This is a genomic window from Clostridium sp. M62/1 (genome assembly GCF_020736365.1).
Classification (GTDB): domain Bacteria; phylum Bacillota; class Clostridia; order Lachnospirales; family Lachnospiraceae; genus Otoolea; species Otoolea saccharolyticum_A.
The window spans coordinates 3572323-3589634 of the sequence record NZ_CP085988.1 but is presented as its reverse complement, the minus strand read 5'-3'; the positions used below and the strand labels follow the sequence as shown (position 1 = coordinate 3589634).

At 47.2% G+C, this 17312-nt stretch carries 12 protein-coding genes and 3 pseudogenes; 12 read left to right on the top strand and 3 right to left on the bottom strand.

The annotated features are described in order from the left end of the window. The first annotated feature begins 9 nt into the window (after positions 1-9). Both spoIIIAC and LK436_RS16625 read left to right on the top strand, forming a co-directional pair. Complete coding sequence (gene spoIIIAC / locus LK436_RS16630; protein ID WP_008397243.1) at positions 10-204, top strand: stage III sporulation protein AC; 195 nt, start codon at positions 10-12, stop codon at positions 202-204. 164 nt (positions 205-368) lie between these two features. Beyond that, positions 369-815: a hypothetical protein gene (locus tag LK436_RS16625; protein WP_008397244.1), complete on the top strand. Its 447-nt coding sequence runs from the start codon at positions 369-371 to the stop codon at positions 813-815. A gap of 205 nt (positions 816-1020) precedes the next feature. Here the strand turns inward: LK436_RS16625 and spoIVB are convergent, their stop codons facing one another. Beyond that, complete coding sequence (spoIVB, locus tag LK436_RS16620; RefSeq protein ID WP_044931199.1) at positions 1021-2322, bottom strand: SpoIVB peptidase; 1302 nt, start codon at positions 2320-2322, stop codon at positions 1021-1023. A gap of 551 nt (positions 2323-2873) precedes the next feature. On the opposite strand from spoIVB, the gene LK436_RS16615 reads away from it, so the two are divergent. Further along, the gene (locus tag LK436_RS16615; protein ID WP_008397246.1) at positions 2874-3455 is read left to right on the top strand and encodes a 50S ribosomal protein L25; all 582 of its coding nucleotides are present in this window, start codon (positions 2874-2876) and stop codon (positions 3453-3455) included. Between the two features lie 294 nt (positions 3456-3749). Here the strand turns inward: LK436_RS16615 and LK436_RS16610 are convergent, their stop codons facing one another. Continuing rightward, complete coding sequence (locus LK436_RS16610) at positions 3750-11060, bottom strand: reverse transcriptase domain-containing protein (protein ID WP_227910227.1); 7311 nt, start codon at positions 11058-11060, stop codon at positions 3750-3752. A 174-nt stretch (positions 11061-11234) separates the two neighbouring features. After that, positions 11235-11354: pseudogene (locus LK436_RS18605) on the bottom strand (CHC2 zinc finger domain-containing protein); the annotation flags it as partial. On the opposite strand from LK436_RS18605, the gene LK436_RS16600 reads away from it, so the two are divergent. The 9 genes and pseudogenes from LK436_RS16600 to LK436_RS16560 form a co-directional block, all read left to right on the top strand. Continuing rightward, entirely contained in the window at positions 11304-11579 is a 276-nt protein-coding gene (locus LK436_RS16600; RefSeq protein ID WP_008397250.1) for a hypothetical protein, read from the top strand. The pseudogene LK436_RS18605 and the gene LK436_RS16600 overlap by 51 nt on opposite strands. A gap of 19 nt (positions 11580-11598) precedes the next feature. Beyond that, positions 11599-12282 (top strand): annotated as a pseudogene (locus tag LK436_RS16595) (IS3 family transposase); the annotation flags it as partial. 112 nt (positions 12283-12394) lie between these two features. After that, positions 12395-13339, top strand: a complete 945-nt coding sequence (locus LK436_RS16590) for a restriction endonuclease (protein ID WP_008397252.1) — start codon at positions 12395-12397, stop codon at positions 13337-13339. A 79-nt stretch (positions 13340-13418) separates the two neighbouring features. Beyond that, entirely contained in the window at positions 13419-13769 is a 351-nt protein-coding gene (locus tag LK436_RS16585) for a hypothetical protein (RefSeq protein WP_008397253.1), read from the top strand. Positions 13770-14025: 256 nt separating this feature from the next. After that, positions 14026-14943, top strand: coding sequence for an AraC family transcriptional regulator (locus tag LK436_RS16580; protein WP_008397255.1), 918 nt, complete (start codon positions 14026-14028; stop codon positions 14941-14943). A 74-nt stretch (positions 14944-15017) separates the two neighbouring features. Next, a complete protein-coding gene (locus LK436_RS16575; RefSeq protein WP_008397256.1) occupies positions 15018-15257 on the top strand; it encodes a hypothetical protein in 240 nt (79 codons plus the stop codon). A 78-nt stretch (positions 15258-15335) separates the two neighbouring features. Next, on the top strand, positions 15336-15935 hold the full coding sequence (locus LK436_RS16570; RefSeq protein WP_008397257.1) for an HD domain-containing protein: 600 nt from the start codon (positions 15336-15338) through the stop codon (positions 15933-15935). A 141-nt stretch (positions 15936-16076) separates the two neighbouring features. After that, complete coding sequence (locus tag LK436_RS16565) at positions 16077-16880, top strand: Cof-type HAD-IIB family hydrolase (RefSeq protein WP_008397258.1); 804 nt, start codon at positions 16077-16079, stop codon at positions 16878-16880. Between the two features lie 274 nt (positions 16881-17154). Next, a pseudogene (locus LK436_RS16560) lies at positions 17155-17223 on the top strand (IS200/IS605 family transposase); the annotation flags it as partial. Between the last annotated feature and the right edge of the window lie 89 nt (positions 17224-17312).

The window sequence follows — 17312 nt, the reverse complement described above, 5'->3', positions numbered from 1 at the left end:
GGAGAAAAAATGGGAGTCAGCCTGATATTTCGGATTGCGGCAGTGGGGATTCTGGTGTCTGTTATCTGCCAGGTGTTAAAGCACAGCGGAAGGGAGGAGCAGGCGTTTCTGACCAGCCTTGCAGGGCTGGTGCTGGTGCTGTTCTGGATGGTTCCGTATATCTACGAGCTGTTTGAGACGATGAAGGAGCTGTTTGCTCTGTGAGAGAAAAGCAGATGGATGTCTTCAAAGAGAAGGAAAAAGAAGAAAATAAAGGAAAATAAAGGGAAATAAAAGGAAGTTAAAGGAAATAAGAGAAACCAAAAGGAAACAAAAAGAAACAGATAAAGGAAGCAAGGGACATAGTCCAAAACGGACAGGGAGGAACTATGACAGGCAGAGAGCTTAGAGAGCGGGGATTTTTGTATTTTGAAGCCATACGCGAGGGCCTCGATTCTTATGAAAATGAGATCGTCGCAATGGATGGCAGGGAGGCTTTTGAGCATTTTTTAAGATTGAAGGAAAAGTACGGGGAGGACAACAGTTTTCTCGACTTTTACCTGTTCAGTCTGAGTCCTAAGGAAAGAGAAAGGGCAGAAAAGGAGCTTACAGGCCAGGAGATCCGGGAACTGAAGTGGATAGAGCAGAGGGCCGGAGAAAAAAACGGCGTCATTTTTCCCATGGAGGAAGGGCTGCTTCAGGCGGCCGTGAGGCTTAACGAGACAGAGATGCTGTTTTCCACCATGTATTTCAGGGGAACCGATGAAAACGGCAGGGAGAGAGCGGAAACCTGGTGGGGAAATTATGGAAAGCAGTATGTGCGGTTCTGGAAGTGAGAGGAGGACGAAGAGTCAGAGTGCTGAAGAGTCAGGGCAATGAAGAGGCAGAGCGATGAAGAGGCAGGGCGAAGAGTCAGGGCTCAGAAGTCAGAACAGAGAGGTGATGCCAAGAGGCCGAGTGAACCTGCTGAACCGCCTGAAAGGCCATCCGATGAGGCCGGGTTCCACCGGATGTGTGGCCTTTTGGGGCTTTTCACCGGCCTCAGTGCTCCAGCATGTTTTCGATAAAAATTCCATATCCCTTGGTGGAGTCCTGAATAAAAACGTGGGTAACGGCCCCGATTAGCTTCCCGTCCTGGATGATAGGGCTGCCGCTCATTCCCTGAACGATTCCGCCGGTGAGGCTTAAAAGCTCTGGATCTGTCACCTTGATGACCAGGCTTTTATTTTTGTGGGCAGTGGAATAATCGACTTTCTGTATCTCGATGGCGTAGTCGCGGGGTTCACCGGAAATGCAGCTTCTGATGAAGGCGGGCCCTTTTTTGACATCCTGGCGGTAGCCAATGGGGATGGGCTCACGTCCGGGACCTTCCCCCAGCATTTTGTCTATTTCCTTCCACATCCGGCTGTCAATGGTACCGAAAATGCCCTGCTCGGTGTTGGCCTCAATGGTTCCGAGCTTCGACTGGCCGCCGTAATAGATCACGCCAGAGAGGACGCCCGGCTTTCCCATGGAACCCTTTTCAATTCCCATAATCTCCGTGTCGTACAGCTCGCCGCCGCTGGTACTCACCAGAAGTCCCGTGTCGCTGTCGCTGATCCCATGGCCCAGAGCGCCGTATTCGCCGGACTGGGTGACATACGTCATGGTGCCGATGCCCTGGGTGTCATCGCGGATCCAGATGCCCAGCTTGTAATCGCCGTCCTTTGTTTCCACAGGGGTCATCGTGACCTCCATTGTCTGATTATCCCGCCGCACATCCAGCTTGATGGGCGAGCCCTTCGCATTTGCGACGGCTTCAATCATGTCGTCCTTGTCGTGGGCAGGCTCTCCGTTGATGGCTTCAATGTAGTCTCCTGATTTCAGAACACCTTCAGCCGGATCAATGGTTGAGCCATCCTTCGTCTCTACCTGTCCGGTTCCGATCACCATGAGGCCGTCGGATTTCATGTAAATGCCTACCGGCATGCCGCAGGGAATGGCGTACTTCGTGTCTGAGACATCCACTTCAATATCCTTAAAATCAATAATGCCAAACAGCTTTAAATTCAGATGATACGTTCCCTCATTGGAAGAATACAGGGAAAAGGGCTTATTAATCTGAAGATGAATCTGATCAGAGGGGATGTTGGAGCCATTTCTCACAACTACCTCCTCACTCTCGCTTTCCAGCGTGACCTTCACCGGAAGGGGAAAATGGAAGCTCTCCGTTTCATCCACCACCAGGTTCAGCTTATCGGGGATTGCCCTGTTCATGTAAAACCAGGTAAAGACCAGTGAACAAACGAGGCTGATCCAGAAAACGCCTGTCAGCAGGCGGCGAAGTTTTTCTTTTCTAGTCACATCGCTTTCCTCCTTATCACATTTCTTGCCGCAAGTTCTGGAAAACCGCAAAACCCGGTTTTCCGCCAGTCCGCAGAGCGGATGCTTGACTCTTTGTAGTATGTGATGAAACAAAGGAATGCACGCTGTAAATTGCAGGGAGCAGGTGAAAAAGCTGCTGCCCGGAAAGCGGCAGACTGTGCTGTTTAGCGGATGAAAAATGGACAGTTCCATTTTAGGTATTTCCAGAGCGGTTCTGTTTTATTCATAAAAAATATTTTTACAGATCGTTTACGGGAAATCGCTGCCCTATAAACGGAGGAAAACGGCTGAGCTGCCGGAAGATATCAGATAGAAAAAGTGAAGATTTTTTCGAAATTAGCAGATAACCATAAAAAATACCATAAAATAGGAAAAATCAATCTGGAATTTGTGCAAAATTGTCTTGACAGAAGTGTTATAATACAGATGTAACAAAGAAAGAGAGATACTTAACCGAACCTATTTCCAACAGACGAAATTTGAAGGCAGCTAAGCATCCCAGGCAGTCAGTTTGATGGAGGAAAAGATAAATGAATACTTTAAAAGCTGAGAAGAGAAGCATGGATGTGAAGGCCAAGAGGCTTAGACGGGAAGGATTTGTTACCGGAAACGTATTTGGAAAAGAGATTAAAGGCTCCATACCGATTAAAATTGTAAAGGCTGATGCGGAGCGTCTTCTCAAGACAAGCGGACGCGGCAGCCAGATTATGCTGAACGTGGACGGTCAGGACATGGATGTTCTGATCAAGGAAGTTGACTACAATTCCATGAAAGGACAGGTTGAGGAGATCGATTTTCAGGCCCTTGTAAGCGGCGAGAAGGTTCACTCCGTGGCAGAGATTCATCTGCTGAACCACGAGAAGGTTACGACAGGAGTGCTCCAGCAGGTGCTTCATGAGGTTTCCTACAGGGCTCTGCCGTCTGCTCTGGTAGAAAAGATCGAGCTGGATGTGGGAGATATGAGAGTGGGAGATTCCATCAAGGTAAGGGATCTGGCCATCGCCTCCGACAAGGATGTAGATCTGCAGACAGATTTGGACGCTGTGGTTGTGACGGTGTATGCGGTTCACAATACGGAAGCTGAGGAAGAGACTGCAGAGGGAGAGAAGTAGACGGGCTGTCAAAACGTCATTTTTGTGAGTCTCAAGGATGAGGCCTGTGGTTTGATATAAAAGATGCTGTTGCGGAAGGAAAACGCAATAGCAACTTGCAAAAAAATTTCTAAATTAAATAAAAATGAAAATCAGCAAATCGGCTCCCCTGGAAGCATTCAGGCTTCGCTTGGGAGCCGATTTTTTTGCGATATTCTCTGAGAGGGCTATTTTGCTATGTCCTGTTATTCCTGTTATCCGAGAAGAGAATAACTACTCTGCTTTCAATAGGGAGTGATGGTTCAGCCCGTCTGCTCAATTGTTATGTTCCATTTTATCTGTTTCATTTTCCGGAGAAACTGACACCAGAGGAGGAACTGAAATCTGATAATTTTTGTTATTCCCCGCTTTTTCATCTTTATGGTTTACTGCTTCTATAAATTTTGAATAGTCTACTTCCACATAGAGCCAGTCCAGCGCTGTTTCAGGAATCCAGTACCTGGGGAATAGACGATGACAGCGATAGTAATGTCTTCCGCGCTCCGCGAGCCATTCAGAATGGTATTTCCTTCCCAGCTCAGTCAATGTCTCATAAATTATATATGGTTCAGGATCGCTGAAGGACAGCGGAGGCGTTATGTTCTTCCAATTAGTTAAATGCCTGCTAAGGTTCTCGAACATGTTTCTGGTGCTCTGTACAGAGCGTTGTATAGAGCTCTGAATCATTTGGCACTGTTTTTTCCGATCAGATGCCAGAAGGGGAACCTCCTCCCTTGACCAGCAGTACCTCAGGCATTCATTGCTGTAGATGCGTTCCTCCAGAATCGGAATGTGCGCAACCAGCTCAAGAGAATTTTTCATGGACTCTGGATTTGGGCTGCGCTTATCGAGCTCAGGGGTGACGTCGCATACCAGAAGGGCCTGCTCATTCGGGCCGAGAGCGCCCCTGCCAGGCTGACTGGAGGTCTGTTGATAAATTCCAGGAAGAAGTCCATGGTAAATACTTGTCACCTGAAATGCATCCTCCTTCACTCCCATGTTTTTTCTGTCGTCCCAGGAATTCTGACCAATAAAACAGCTTCCTCCCTGAGCCAGTCTGCCTGAACCATTACAGAATACCGTATTGGTTCCTGTGCCAAGGTAGTTAGCCTGCCCGAGTATATAGTAATCAGCCGCCCTGGTTGTGCAGGCAGGTATCAGCAGAATAGACTTACGGCAGACACAGCTGTCTTTTCTGTAGAGAGAAATAGATTCCCCATACAGGCGAATGTCGTCCATCGCTGCCTTGAAGAAGTCATTTTCATTTTTTGCTCGACTTTTTTCAGCGGCATCCCCCAAAGCAGGCTCAGGACACGCATACTGCCGGTAAAGCTGGTAGGAACGGTCTGCAAAGCTCATCATGTTTCCCGGAGATGACAGGGCGAACAGCTCAGCGCAGATCAGCTCTGTCACGTGATCTCTTGCGTCAAAGTAAAGGTGCGGACTTCCTTTTAAACATTCTCCCGTTTGATATTTTTTTTCTGTCCATATTGCTTCGGTGACAGGTTTGTACGGCTCCGTATGAGGAACATAAGTATTAATATCCTCATTCAGTGTAACGGATGGATATTTTTTAAATCTGCGGCAGTAAGCAGCAAAATTTTCGCTTCCCGGAACCTGCATAATAACCGGTAGGACGGCAGAGTGGAAAATGTCCGTTCTTCCTGAGAGTTCTTGGAAGGTGTCGCTGTCAAACTGATAGTTCGGAGGGATTCGGAATGTTCCAGCCCAGATAGAAAAAGTGTAGGAGGAAGGATCCCTTTTATGTTTATTTTCCATTAATTCCCGTAGAAAACGGACAGTTTCCGGGCGTACCGAGTATTCTGGCAGCAGGAGAATGTCAATTTTCAGGGCTTCACAGAGTTCCAGGACCTTTTCCAGAAGCTTTTGCCGGCGAAATTCTTCACAGCTGTATTCCAGCGTATCTGTATCAGCTTCCACTCCCTTGCATGTGCGGGCATATTTGCAGATCTCTGTACAGGGATGATAATAACTGCTCTTTGTGTCAAACTGAAACAGGGCAATCCGGTCATAGTTGGAAAAACGTTTTGTCCGTTTTCTCAGGCTGTCTTTCAGAAGCACCTCCAATTTTTCGGCAGGGTTTGCGCCTTCGGGGGAGACTGGAGAAGACGTTTCGCATTCAGGAGGCTGAGGCGGCTCAGGGGGAGGGCAGGAAACAGAAGCTGTTTCTGCCGCCGTTTTTTCTACCTGCTCCGAAGCCGCCTGCGGAAGCTCTGGCAGGGAGGCGGAATATTTTTCTGCCTGCTCCTCTTCCTGCTTTGCAGGCATCTGTTTCTGCTCTGTACATGCTTTTTCACAGTTCTGAATGATTTTACCCAGACGGATTTCCACGATAGAAATACCGGTAACGGTTCCTCCTCTGACGCTCTGTGTATAAACCTTTTGCCCGCTCTCATCCTCCTCCACTGAAATCAGAGCGTTTGTCAGCTTGCTGAAGGTGAGAAAATAATTTGGCTTTCTCATCATGTTTCCGTCCACTATGACAGATACGAATTTGTTTGCAGCGTGCATATACTGAAAGTCAGTATGCTTTGTCTGGACGGCAGTGCCTGTTTTCTGATCTATCTGACAGCAGCTTTCAAAAAAGGTTTCGGTATTTTCCCTTGTCCAGAGGGAGAGAAAAGACTCCATCTGCTCAAATGGGAAGGGGAGTTCTTGGGGCTTTGTGGAACCATCCTGCGCTGTTTTGGAATCCGCATATCTGGTAAGCCTGCCGCACCAGTCCTTCAGAAAGCCTGTCAGTGTTCCGTCTGCGTCACAGTTGTCAAAATCCAGAAGCCATTTCAGGAGGACAATCCAGCCCAGATGAGTTACTTTGCCGACAGCCCTGTCATGTTTGCGATCGAGCAGATTCTTGACAAGAGGGTATAATTCAGCGTTATAAAACATTAGCGGCTGGGTATCGTCCAGTCCGAGCGCGGAAAGAGGAAGCTCTTCGGACTGTTTCTTTAAATGCTCCATCTGTTCTGAGCTGAAGGATTCCAAAAGCTCCAGGGTTTGCATACGAAGCTGGATCAGAGCGGCGTCAGCTCTGAGTCCACACTCCAGAACCTTAAGTCCGCTGCAGGAATGGCTGCCTTCCGGCAGCTTTGCAGCAAGCTCCATGATTCTGTCAGCTAGGCAGAGATAGCTTAAGGGGACGCGGCGGAGTGCGCAGGAATTTGTTTTGGTACGGCAGGGTTCCTGCTGCGCCAGTTTCATAAGGCGTGTAAATCCGCTTCGAAGATAGGACTTGGCCCAGACCGCAGCAAAATAACTGAATTCCCAGGGAGCTGATAACCCTCCCGCAATATTCATCCGATAGCTGATGAAGGAATCAACGGCAGCATTCTCTTCCAGAAGGACAGCCCGATCTTTCGGGCAGGACAGAAACTGCTCTGTTATAGAGAGCGCCCTGTTGACAGAACATTCGTAGGATAGAAGGCTTCTGTGGGCATTAAGAGCGGCGGCGCTGCTTCCTGTCAGGCGGTTAAAGGTGTATTCCATCATGGAGACCAGCAGTTCGATGTCTGACGTGGGAGCTTCCATATTGAAAAATTTTAACCGCAGGGCGTCAAAACTGCAAATATCCCTCAGGATCCAGCCGACTTTCCACAGAGATATTCCGTCTCCATACAGCGGTTTAAAGGAAAAACGTCCTTTGCCCTGTTCTATCAGGACACCATCGCCGGCTGTGCTTTTTGGAAGCAGGTAGGCGATAGCCTGGATTTCAAAAGGAGAACTACCGGCAGACTTCCTGACAAAAATATGCTTTTTGGAAAGAATAACAGAATATTCTGTATTCGATATGCTGCCTATTTTTGTGGAAGCAATTTTTGCAAGTTTTTTGAACATTTCATATAAAGGTTTGTAAAGCTGAACTAGGCATTTAAACATAATCTGGCACTTGTCGGGTGACAGAGCGTCGTATTCAAAGGCAGGAATCAGTGTATCCAGGGGGACAAAACCTGCCTTAAGGCTGCTTTTATATAAATGATAAGCAGAAGAAGCAGATGAGTTCTTGTCAGGCGCAGTTTCATCCCAGTTTTTGCTAGGTTCTACCATCGGGCTGCTGATAAAATCAGTACGCATCAAGATATAGCTTGCATTTACATCCATGGAAGCCTTTGCCATAATAAGGCCTGGATAACCGACGCCTGGCAGGATAGGGAGACAGTAACTCCAGGCATCCCGTACCTGAAATAAATGATTCTGATATTCTGGAATCAGAGATATAATGTCTGCCTTCACAGAATCCTGTATTATGCCCAGAAGCGTAAGGAGAGACAGAGAGAGGAGTCCTGCATTTCCTTCTGTGTCCGGCGGTGTATCCTGATTGGAGAACCAGCAATTCAGGCATCGGCCTAGCATGGTCGAAGATCCAGTGGATACCGTGCTTTCCGAGCTTTCTCTCAGGCTTGACTGTATTTCTTTAAAGCGCTCCTGAACTGCATTATATTGCTGAATCTCATCAGAAGAAGAATCCTTGCTAGCTTTCTGCGCTTCTTTTGATTCGCGGTCGGGCAGAGAAAGAGCAGAAAGAAGAGAAACAGCATGGTGAAAGTCAGTCAGGGTTTTTTCCTCTGTACACCTTGGAAAATCTGTCTTTAAGGAGCAGGAGGCATGCTCTTCTAGGGCATAGAACCACCTGTAGGTATATTCATTAGGCACATGACCCACCAGCTCGGAGCGAATCTGCGCTCCGGAAACTTGCAGATAAGAGCAAATCTCTGCCAGGCGAAGCAGCAGAATCCATCTGTTTTTAGCTAGAAGCGTCTGCTTCTGCAGTATACAGCTTATGGCAGAGAGGCCGTTCTCCTGGCGAAAGTATTCCGAAATTTTCTTACAGGCATCCTGCCTGGGCTGGTTTCGGAAGCGGAGAGAGAACCTGCTCTTTAAAATTTTCCCGCATCCCTCAATAAAGGCGAAAATTTCGATACCCTCGCTTTGAAAGAGGGAACCTTCGGGACTCTCCTGCCGTCCCAGCTTCCAAAGCTCTGTAAACTGTTCCAGAAGAGTGGGAACGGGATCAGCTGTTGACTCAGGCAAGTGGGAAGAGGATAGTTTTAACAGCAGAATCTCAGAGATTCGCACCATGTCACCGAAACGGATTTCCTCTGTCCGGAACAGAGTCTGGATAAACTGCTTTGTATCAATCTTTTTGGATAAAAGCTCGTCATCGGTAAGATACAGAGAACTCTGTAGCAGTTTGAGAGCGCTTCTTCGGTCAGTTACCTCATAGCCGTCGAGGTCATCTAGCGTGTCGTCCAGAGTATCATCAGGAAAATCGAAGGAAGCAGAAACCCCGAGGCCTCCTTTCTCACTGGTCGTCCATTCCAGGGCTTCCTCCTTGGAAATACTGTCTTCTTGATCAGTTTTGGGACTGAGGGTAAGTCCCATGGAATAGAGCTCATTCAGAATTAAATCCTTTATATGATTCAGATCACGCGCATTGGAGGCTATGATAATCATGTCATCTACATAGCGTGCATAGCGCACTTGGATTGGGCTCTCCGAGTCAGCGGGATTCACTTTTTTTATGTACTGCCTGATTTTTTGATCCATATCAAACAGAATGATGTTGGCGATATAGGCGGAAAGGTTTGGACCCTGAGGGATACCAACTGTTGAATGGTCTTTTTTTCGCCTTTCGCCTGTTTGAGGATCATAGAAATATGGTTCGTACAATTCATCTAGGATCCAGCGGGTGACAGTTTCTGCTTTTTCCTGCAGATCGATACTTTCTTCTGCGCTATTTTTTCCGAAGAAGAGGGAAAATTTATTATTGTCGATCCGGATCAATTCGCTGATAGTTTTAAACAGAACATTTCTCACCGCGTACCTGGGAATATGGTCATAATATCCCCGGATGTCCAGTTTGACCCGGTAGACATTATCGCTGTTTAAACGGGAAATACCGTCCTGGATATATTCAATATACCCCTTCCAGCAGTCATAGTAGTTTCGGAACATTCCGTGTTCCAGATCGCTTTGCCCGGACAGGACATCCATATCAATCTGGTAGGCAAAGCTCAAGGTATCGTCAGTTTCGTCTGTCTGGTTCCAAAAGGTAGTGTACAGACGGCCAGTGCTCTGACTGTAACGGACAGCAGGAACCAGAGCCTCACAGTTTCTGTCATCAGCCCTGAGGAGCTCATTTAGGATATACTGCTGAAGAATCAGTCTTTCGTGGATGTAGACAGATTTCATCCTGTATTCATTCAGCTTTTTGGGGTAGTAAATGCTCAAAAGCGGAATTTTTATATTTCTGTGTTCCTCAAAGGTTTCTCTGAAAAAAGCAAAAAAGGTATCGGCGCAGCTCAGGATTCTTTCCCAGGATGCCTGATCCAGGGGGAGCGATTCTCGGTCGTAGCTTGTTTTTGCAATCTGTAGGGCAGTTTTAAAGTGATACATGGCATCATAGGGAACAGCCGGGACTGCGAAAGCAGTTCTGTCATTTTCACCTACGGAGGAGTCTGTAACATAAGCATGAATCAGACGGTAGAAAAATGCTTCAGAATCTGCAGAGGTATTGCCGGAGCTCTGCATTCCTGAATGGTTCGAATCAGCGATGATACTGCCATATAGGTGGAAGATCTCATCCCATGTGCTGTGCGAAAAGAGGTAGCGGACTCGGCTCAGGCACAGAAGCTTAGCCTCAGTGGAAAGATTCTGATAGGCTGTTCTGACGCTGCTTTTGGAGGTGAGGGGGGACAGGAGGAGTTCATTGTCCGCTGGCAGAAGACAGTATACGATATACTCAAACACAGACAACCTTTTAAAATACTTTTTTGCCCTGCTGCTGCCGGATTTAGAGGAAGCACCTGTGCCGGATGGAGTTTTCAGGGCGGCCTGTATGGCGGCATCGGGATCCTTTTCTCCCAGCGGAACCCAAAAGTCTATATAGTATTTCATGAAATCAGAATATGCCCAGAGACTTTTCAGAGTTTCGAGATTTCCGGTTCTTCCAGCACGGTCAGCATCCATGCAGATATGGATAGACAGTCCGCTGCTGCCGGACAGAACATTTTGAAGCTCCCCTGCCTGAGTCTTAGTCAGACGGTTTCCCAGAACAGCCAGAGCAGAAATATTTTTCTTTTCCAGGGATTCAATGCGCAGGGCGTCAAAGATTCCCTCCACGATAAAAATATCTGTTTTCTGGTTTGCTTTTGCAGCCGAGAGCCGTTTTTTGAGAGAGTCGATCCCATAGAGCAGAGTTTTCTTCGGAAGATTTTTTGAAAACAGATATTTGGGCTGTGTGCCATCAAGGGCGCGCTGAGCGAACCCTGCGAGCTTGCCGGAGGAATCTCTGAGAGGAATAATAATGCCGTCGCGGGAAAAATGATCGCTGTACCTGGGCGCCGTCTGCCTTTCCTGCCAGGGAAGCTTTATGACCAGTTTGCAGTCTTCAAGCTTTAGCCTCTCCTCTATAGTTAAATTTGCATCAGTTGAGTTTTCACTGCGGCAGTAGAGAGAAGACAGCTTATTTTTTGCCGCACAGAAAATAGATTGTTTTTCAAAAAACGGTTCTTCAAAGCCGCGATGACCACAAAATTCCTTTAGCAGGCGCTGTTCTTTATCTGACATATTGGAATACGCCTGAAATGCAATATCATAGCCGCTTTGAAGAGTTTTTTGGGGGAAAACAGGGAAAGTCTTCTTTTGCTTTAAAAGCTCGGGAAAATGTTTTTCCATCCATGAAAGGCGTCCCTGAAAGTCTAAATCCAGCTTTTCACCGATAAACTCCAGATTGTCCCAGCTTTTCTGACAGGAAAAGCAATAAGCTAGGTTTGAGTCGTTATAAAGGTACATAGAGGGAGTGTGATCGTCATGAAAGGGGCAGGAACACCGATCGCCGGAAGTGCCGGAGTAGACAGGGATACCAAGGATACGACAGATGTCCCTGATTTTGACGTTATGTTTGATGTAACTGAGATAAGATTCAGCCATATGGGTTCTCCTTGTCAAAATATTGAAAATATTGTTGTATTATGTCAAATATATCATAAAAAAGATGATAAAACAATTAATTTGGAAAAGGGTATGGGAACCAGAAATGGTTTAGTTTGCAGTGTAAGACGGAATTTAATCAGAAATGTAATTTGAAAAGCAGATTCTACCCAGAAAAGAGAGATATTCACTTTTTATTTTGTATTATGAAGGTACAAAGGCTTCTGAAAAAGTAGTTCGCCGTATTATGAAGCAAGAGAATCTAATAATCAGACGAAAACTCAGACAGAAATACAACTCTTATAAAGGTGAAATAACACCGGCTGTGGAGAATGTTATAGATAGAGGCTTCCGTGCTGCCAAACCAAACGAGAAATGGCTTACTGATATTACAGAATTTTCTATAAAAGCTGGAAAAATATATCTGTCTCCGATAATCGACTGCCTTGACGGTATGCTAGTAAGTTAGACAATAGGTACTTCTCTGAACGCAGAACTTGTAAATACTATGCTGAGGAATGCCATTGCTATACTTAAATCAAACGAGAAAACGATTGTATATTCTGACAGAGGATGCCACTATCGCTGATCGGAATGAATTCAGATAATGTAAGATGCAAACTTCACACGATCTATATCCAAGAAAGGTTGTTCACCAGATAATTCTGCATGTGGGGGTTTCTTTGGTCATTTCAAAACAGAACTGTTTTATGGACGTAATTGGGCTCAATATAGTGTAGAGGCATTTATCCAGGAGATAGACAGTTATATGTATTGGTATTGTAAAGATCAAATCAAATCAACACTCGGAGGACCTAGTCCTCTAGATTATAGAAGGAGTATAGGCATAGCAGTCTAAAAATGTCTGCATGCCACTGATTTCACCCCATTTAAAGACGCTTCAAAGTTTCCTGAGTATATGATATACTTGCTGTATCATCGGGGAGAGAAAAGGACTGGGAGGTGAACTGATGGCGGTGCCAAAATATTTTGAGATGTACCATTCATTTTTAAGGGCCCTGTCAGACAGAAAGGTACATACCCTTAAGGATATTAAGGAGCAGGTGATCCGGGATTTTGAACTGACAGAGGAGGAGATGGCCCAGATGCTGCCCAGCGGCAGGCAGCCGGTGTGGCTTAACCGGCTGGGATGGTGCAGGACGTATCTGAAAAAAGCAGGGCTGATAGAAAGCCCCAAGCGGGCAGAATTCCGGATTACAGAAGAAGGAGAACGGCTTTTTAAGTCGGGAGAGGTCATTGACGATTCTGTACTGGAAAGGTATCCCTCCTTTCAGGAGTTTAAAAGGAGAGAGGGGGAACCTGCGCCTTCCCATCCTCCTGCCCTGACAGGGAAGAAAAAAGAGGCCAAGAGGGAGGATGCCGTCTCAGAGACCCCCCAGGAGATACTGGAGAGGGCTCACGCAGAGATCAACAGCAAGCTGGCAGATGAACTGCTTTCGGCAGTCTGTGAACAGACGCCTGAATTTTTTGAGAAAATGGTGGTCAGGCTTCTGAAGGCTCTGGGATACGGGGAGCCTGCGGCAGGAACCGTGACCCAGTCAAGCCGCGACGAGGGGATAGACGGCATTATCTATGAGGATAAACTGGGATTTAATCTGATTTATATTCAGGCGAAAAAGTGGGCCCCCGACACAACGGTGGGAAGACTGGAGATTCAGAAATTTGTAGGAGCATTAGCCGGTCAGGGCGCCACAAAGGGGCTGTTTATCACAACGGCCCAGTTTTCAAAAGATGCCGCGGCTTACGCCAAAAAGCAGCATACGACAAAGGTGATTCTGGTCGACGGCAGGAGGCTGACAGAGCTGATGATTGAGTACGATTTCGGCGTCACCACAGAGTATGTGTATAAAATAAAAAAGATGGATACGGATTTCTTCGGAGACGAGGGAATATAGGAACACAGGGTACGGTAACAAACAAGTCCCATCCTTCATAAAGTAATATGAACCTATTAATTTTGAAGGAGAATTTATCATGAATAACGATATTTTAAAAACAGAGACTGAGAACCAGACCTGCCCTGCTACGGGCTACCAGAGCGCATCCATCTGCGTTCCTGTGACTATTACTCCCTACGCAGAAGCAGGAGTGACGTACACCAAATGCTGCGGCGAGCCCGTTGTAACTCCGGGAAAGACCTCCTGCAGCGGACAGAAAAACGGAACATGCTCTTTCACTATCACCCAGGACATCTGCGTAGCTGTGCCTGTATCTTTCGGTGCTGCAGCGGCTGTGGGCGATACCTATGTATCCGTGGGCGGCGCATCCTCCAGGGATATCTGCACAGACTGCGGAAAAGAAGAATCGGAAGATATGGATTTTTAAAGAGCAGAGGAGGAGCTTCAAAGCTCTCTCCGGCAGCTTTGAAGCTTTTGGAAACATCACGATCTTCCCGTACAGGCAGGCTCATGAAGTCTCTGAAAACTGTGATTTTAAACCTTTGGCAAAAAATTTCGCCTGGATGATTCCGGCCGGAAATATCAGTCAGGCTTAGAACCCTGAGACAGAAGAGAAGCGGCAATGCTCCTTCAGAGGGGCACTGCCGCTTTTACAGGTCAATCAGCAGGGGGAGGCATCCGAAATGAGAATTACCCGTAATTTAGAATTTATGACAGGCAGCAAAGAAGAAAAGCTGCCGTACCGCACTCTGGATTTCCCATATACCGCATCCCAGGCAGAGCTGGACTATTACCGGGAGCGCTTTGTCCCATGGCACTGGCACAGAGCCATAGAATTGTTTTACATAGAAAGCGGGGAGATACAGTACTGTACGCCTCATAAAACAGCAGTTTTTCCCGCCGGTACAGCGGGCATGGTCAATTCCAATGTCCTGCACATGACAAAGATAAGGTCCCACAGGGAGAAAAATATACAGCTGATTCATATTTTTGATCCCAAGCTGCTTGCGGGCGGTCAGGGAAGTCTGATTGAGCAAAAATATATTACACCGCTCATCACAGCGCCGCAGATAGAGATTCTTGCCCTGTATCCGGATCAGCCGGAACAGTCTGCTCTGATCGATTCCATCCGCGGGGCATTTCTCCTGGCGGAGAGGGACTTTGGCTATGAGATAAACATAAGAGAAGCCCTGTCTAAGATTTGGGTGCAGTTATGTAAAATCAGTTTCGCCCTGCTGCAGGATAACCCCCAGAGGGAGAATCGGACCGCTGACAAAGTAAAGCAGATGATGGTCTACGTGCATGAGCATTACACCGAGAAAATTTCCATTCCGGAACTTGCCGGATGCGTGTTTCTGAGCGAGCGGGAGTGTTACCGGGCCTTTCAGAACTGCCTTCATATGACGCCGGCAGAGTACATAAAAAGCTACCGGCTGCAGATGGCCTGCCAGATACTGGCGGACAGCCAGATGCCGATCACAGAAGCCGGATATGCCTGCGGATTGGGAAATGCCAGTTATTTCGGAAAAGTCTTCCGTGAGTTTGCAGGCTGCACCCCGCTTCAGTACCGCCGCAGGTGGCAGAATTGTGATAAAACGTGACAGGATAAAGATATTATACCTCTATCCCAGGCGCTATAATAATCATAACAGCAGAAGGCTGTCGGGAGGTGCCTATGATAAAAGTATATATTCTGAATCTGAAAGGTTTCTTAGAGACAGTAAACAAATGCAGCGGGCGGGTTATGGTATGTTCTCCAAACGGTCAGAAGACAGACATAACAAGACAGTATCTGATTCAGCGTGAACTGGAGAAGGAATATCAGAAAAACGGCAGTTACCTGCCGCTTTCGCTGACCTTTGATGAGCCCAGAGACTATATGGCAGTCGTAACCTCTTATATAAGCGGGTGTTAGACAGCAGCGGGCCGATTTGCTGCATAAGGGTCTGACGGGTAAGGGTCAGGCCCTTTTGCTCGAGAAAGGAACAGAGTATTGGAACTGAACTGTAAAACTGCAGAGAAAGAATTAGAATGGGCAGGGCGGCTGAATCCGGGGAGGTGGATCGAACACTCCCGCTTCGTTGCTCTTGCCTGCAAAAATATAGCTGCACAGTGTGAGGACTTATCTTCTGACAGGGCCTATTGCTATGGGCTGCTGCACGATATTGGAAGATACGCCGGAGTTACATCGGAAAAGCATTTAATAGACGGCTACCGCTTCTGCATGGAGCGCGGATGGGAGAAGGCGGCGCAAATCTGCATAACCCACGCCTTTATGATACAGGATATTAAAACGTCCATTGGCACCTTCGATATGTCTGAAGAGGATTACCTGTTTATGGAGGGCTTTATTAGGGGAGCTGCCTACGACGACTATGACCGGCTGGTCCAGCTGTGTGACGCGCTGGCGCTTCCAACGGGCTTCTGCCTCCTGGAAAAGAGGTTTGTGGATGTGGCGCTTCGCTACGGGACGCCGCCTTTTACGGTTGACCGCTGGAGAAAAACGCTGGAAATCAAAGAGATGTTTGAGAGAAAAATTGGCGGCTCGATCTATAAGCTGCTGCCGGGAGTGATTGAAAACAGCTTTCGATGAGGGGCAGAGGGTGATCCGCGCCCGGTGCGGCGGGAACAGAAGAAGCCGCCGAACATTCAGGCTCTGACACAGCGGTGTCCTGACAGTGGGCAGTTTGTCTGCTTCAGAAACGAGACAGCACCATAGAAAGGAACGAACCATATGAATCATGATATAAAACTGGTTGCTGTGGACATAGACGGTACGTTTGTCCGCTCTGACTATACGTATGATATTCCCCGCTTTAAGAGGATATTATCCCGCATGGAGAACGCTGGATGCAATTTTGTTGTGGCCAGCGGAAATCAATATTATCAGCTGAGAGCTCTGTTCCCGGGTTACTGTGATGAGCTGTCCTTTGTAGCGGAAAACGGGGCCTTTGTAAAAGACAGAGGAGAGCTGGTCTTTACGGCGGATATGCCGAAAGAAACGGTCGATCGGATCATTGATCTGTGCAGGGAATATCCTGAAATATCAAATGTTCTGTGCGGAGTGGAAAGCGCATACTGTCAGAAGGGAACAGTAAGCCAGGAGTTTTTTGATCTTACTAAAATCTACTATCACCGACTGAAGTGGGCAGACGATTTGAAAGAGGTAAAGGATCAGATACTGAAATTCGCGCCGACGGTTCCGGAGGAAAAAACTTATTTTTACTATGACATGTTCTGTGAACGCCTGAAAGGAAAAGCGGAACCTACAACCAGCGGTCATGGATCCATCGATCTGATCGTACCGGGCTGTCACAAGGCATCCGGCATCAGACGGCTTGCAGAGCGATGGGGAATTTCACCGGAACAGTGTGCAGCCTTTGGAGATGGGGGAAATGATATCGAAATGCTCCAATACTGCCGATACAGCTATGCGATGGAAAATGCTCCGGAAAGCGTAAAACATGCAGCAGAGCATGTATGCCCGTCCAATGAAGAGGACGGCGTACTGATTACGCTGGAGCAGCTGTTTGCGTAGCAGATTTTTATTGGGATACATGAGACTGTGAGATTGTCTTGAAATAAAAAGGCAGGAAGATCCTGCAAAGAGAGGTGCCGGAGTGAATAAGGATTTGGAAAGATTAAGTAAAATCGTCCGCTCCTTCCCGCTGAAAGAGGGAGAAAACAAAACGGAAATTCCCTTTTTGTCCGTTTATCTGTCCAGGGAGAGGAAGATTGACATGCCCCGGGCGTTGAGTTTACCCTCCATGACGTGATATCTGTCCTGCCTGACATAGACGGAGATTTTGCGGAAAGGAAAGTCAGCCCTGATGATGTTCGACCGTCATGCAAATCTAAAGTACAAGTTCGGCAACAGACATACCTGACAGATACGTGTCTGACAGTTCAGGATAAAAATTATCCCGCTGTGAGCCGTGTTGCCCCTTGTACGCTGATGCTGCTGTATGTT

Bases quoted from the DNA above. Each gene is read 5' to 3' on its own strand.
- spoIIIAC (WP_008397243.1), top strand. From the start codon at position 10: ATGGGAGTCAGCCTGATATTTCGGATTGCGGCAGTGGGGATTCTGGTG.
- LK436_RS16625 (WP_008397244.1), top strand. From the start codon at position 369: ATGACAGGCAGAGAGCTTAGAGAGCGGGGATTTTTGTATTTTGAAGCC.
- LK436_RS16615 (WP_008397246.1), top strand. From the start codon at position 2,874: ATGAATACTTTAAAAGCTGAGAAGAGAAGCATGGATGTGAAGGCCAAG.
- LK436_RS16610 (WP_227910227.1), bottom strand. From the start codon at position 11,060: ATGTCAGATAAAGAACAGCGCCTGCTAAAGGAATTTTGTGGTCATCGC.
- LK436_RS16600 (WP_008397250.1), top strand. From the start codon at position 11,304: ATGAAAGGGGCAGGAACACCGATCGCCGGAAGTGCCGGAGTAGACAGG.
- LK436_RS16590 (WP_008397252.1), top strand. From the start codon at position 12,395: ATGGCGGTGCCAAAATATTTTGAGATGTACCATTCATTTTTAAGGGCC.
- LK436_RS16585 (WP_008397253.1), top strand. From the start codon at position 13,419: ATGAATAACGATATTTTAAAAACAGAGACTGAGAACCAGACCTGCCCT.
- LK436_RS16580 (WP_008397255.1), top strand. From the start codon at position 14,026: ATGAGAATTACCCGTAATTTAGAATTTATGACAGGCAGCAAAGAAGAA.
- LK436_RS16575 (WP_008397256.1), top strand. From the start codon at position 15,018: ATGATAAAAGTATATATTCTGAATCTGAAAGGTTTCTTAGAGACAGTA.
- LK436_RS16565 (WP_008397258.1), top strand. From the start codon at position 16,077: ATGAATCATGATATAAAACTGGTTGCTGTGGACATAGACGGTACGTTT.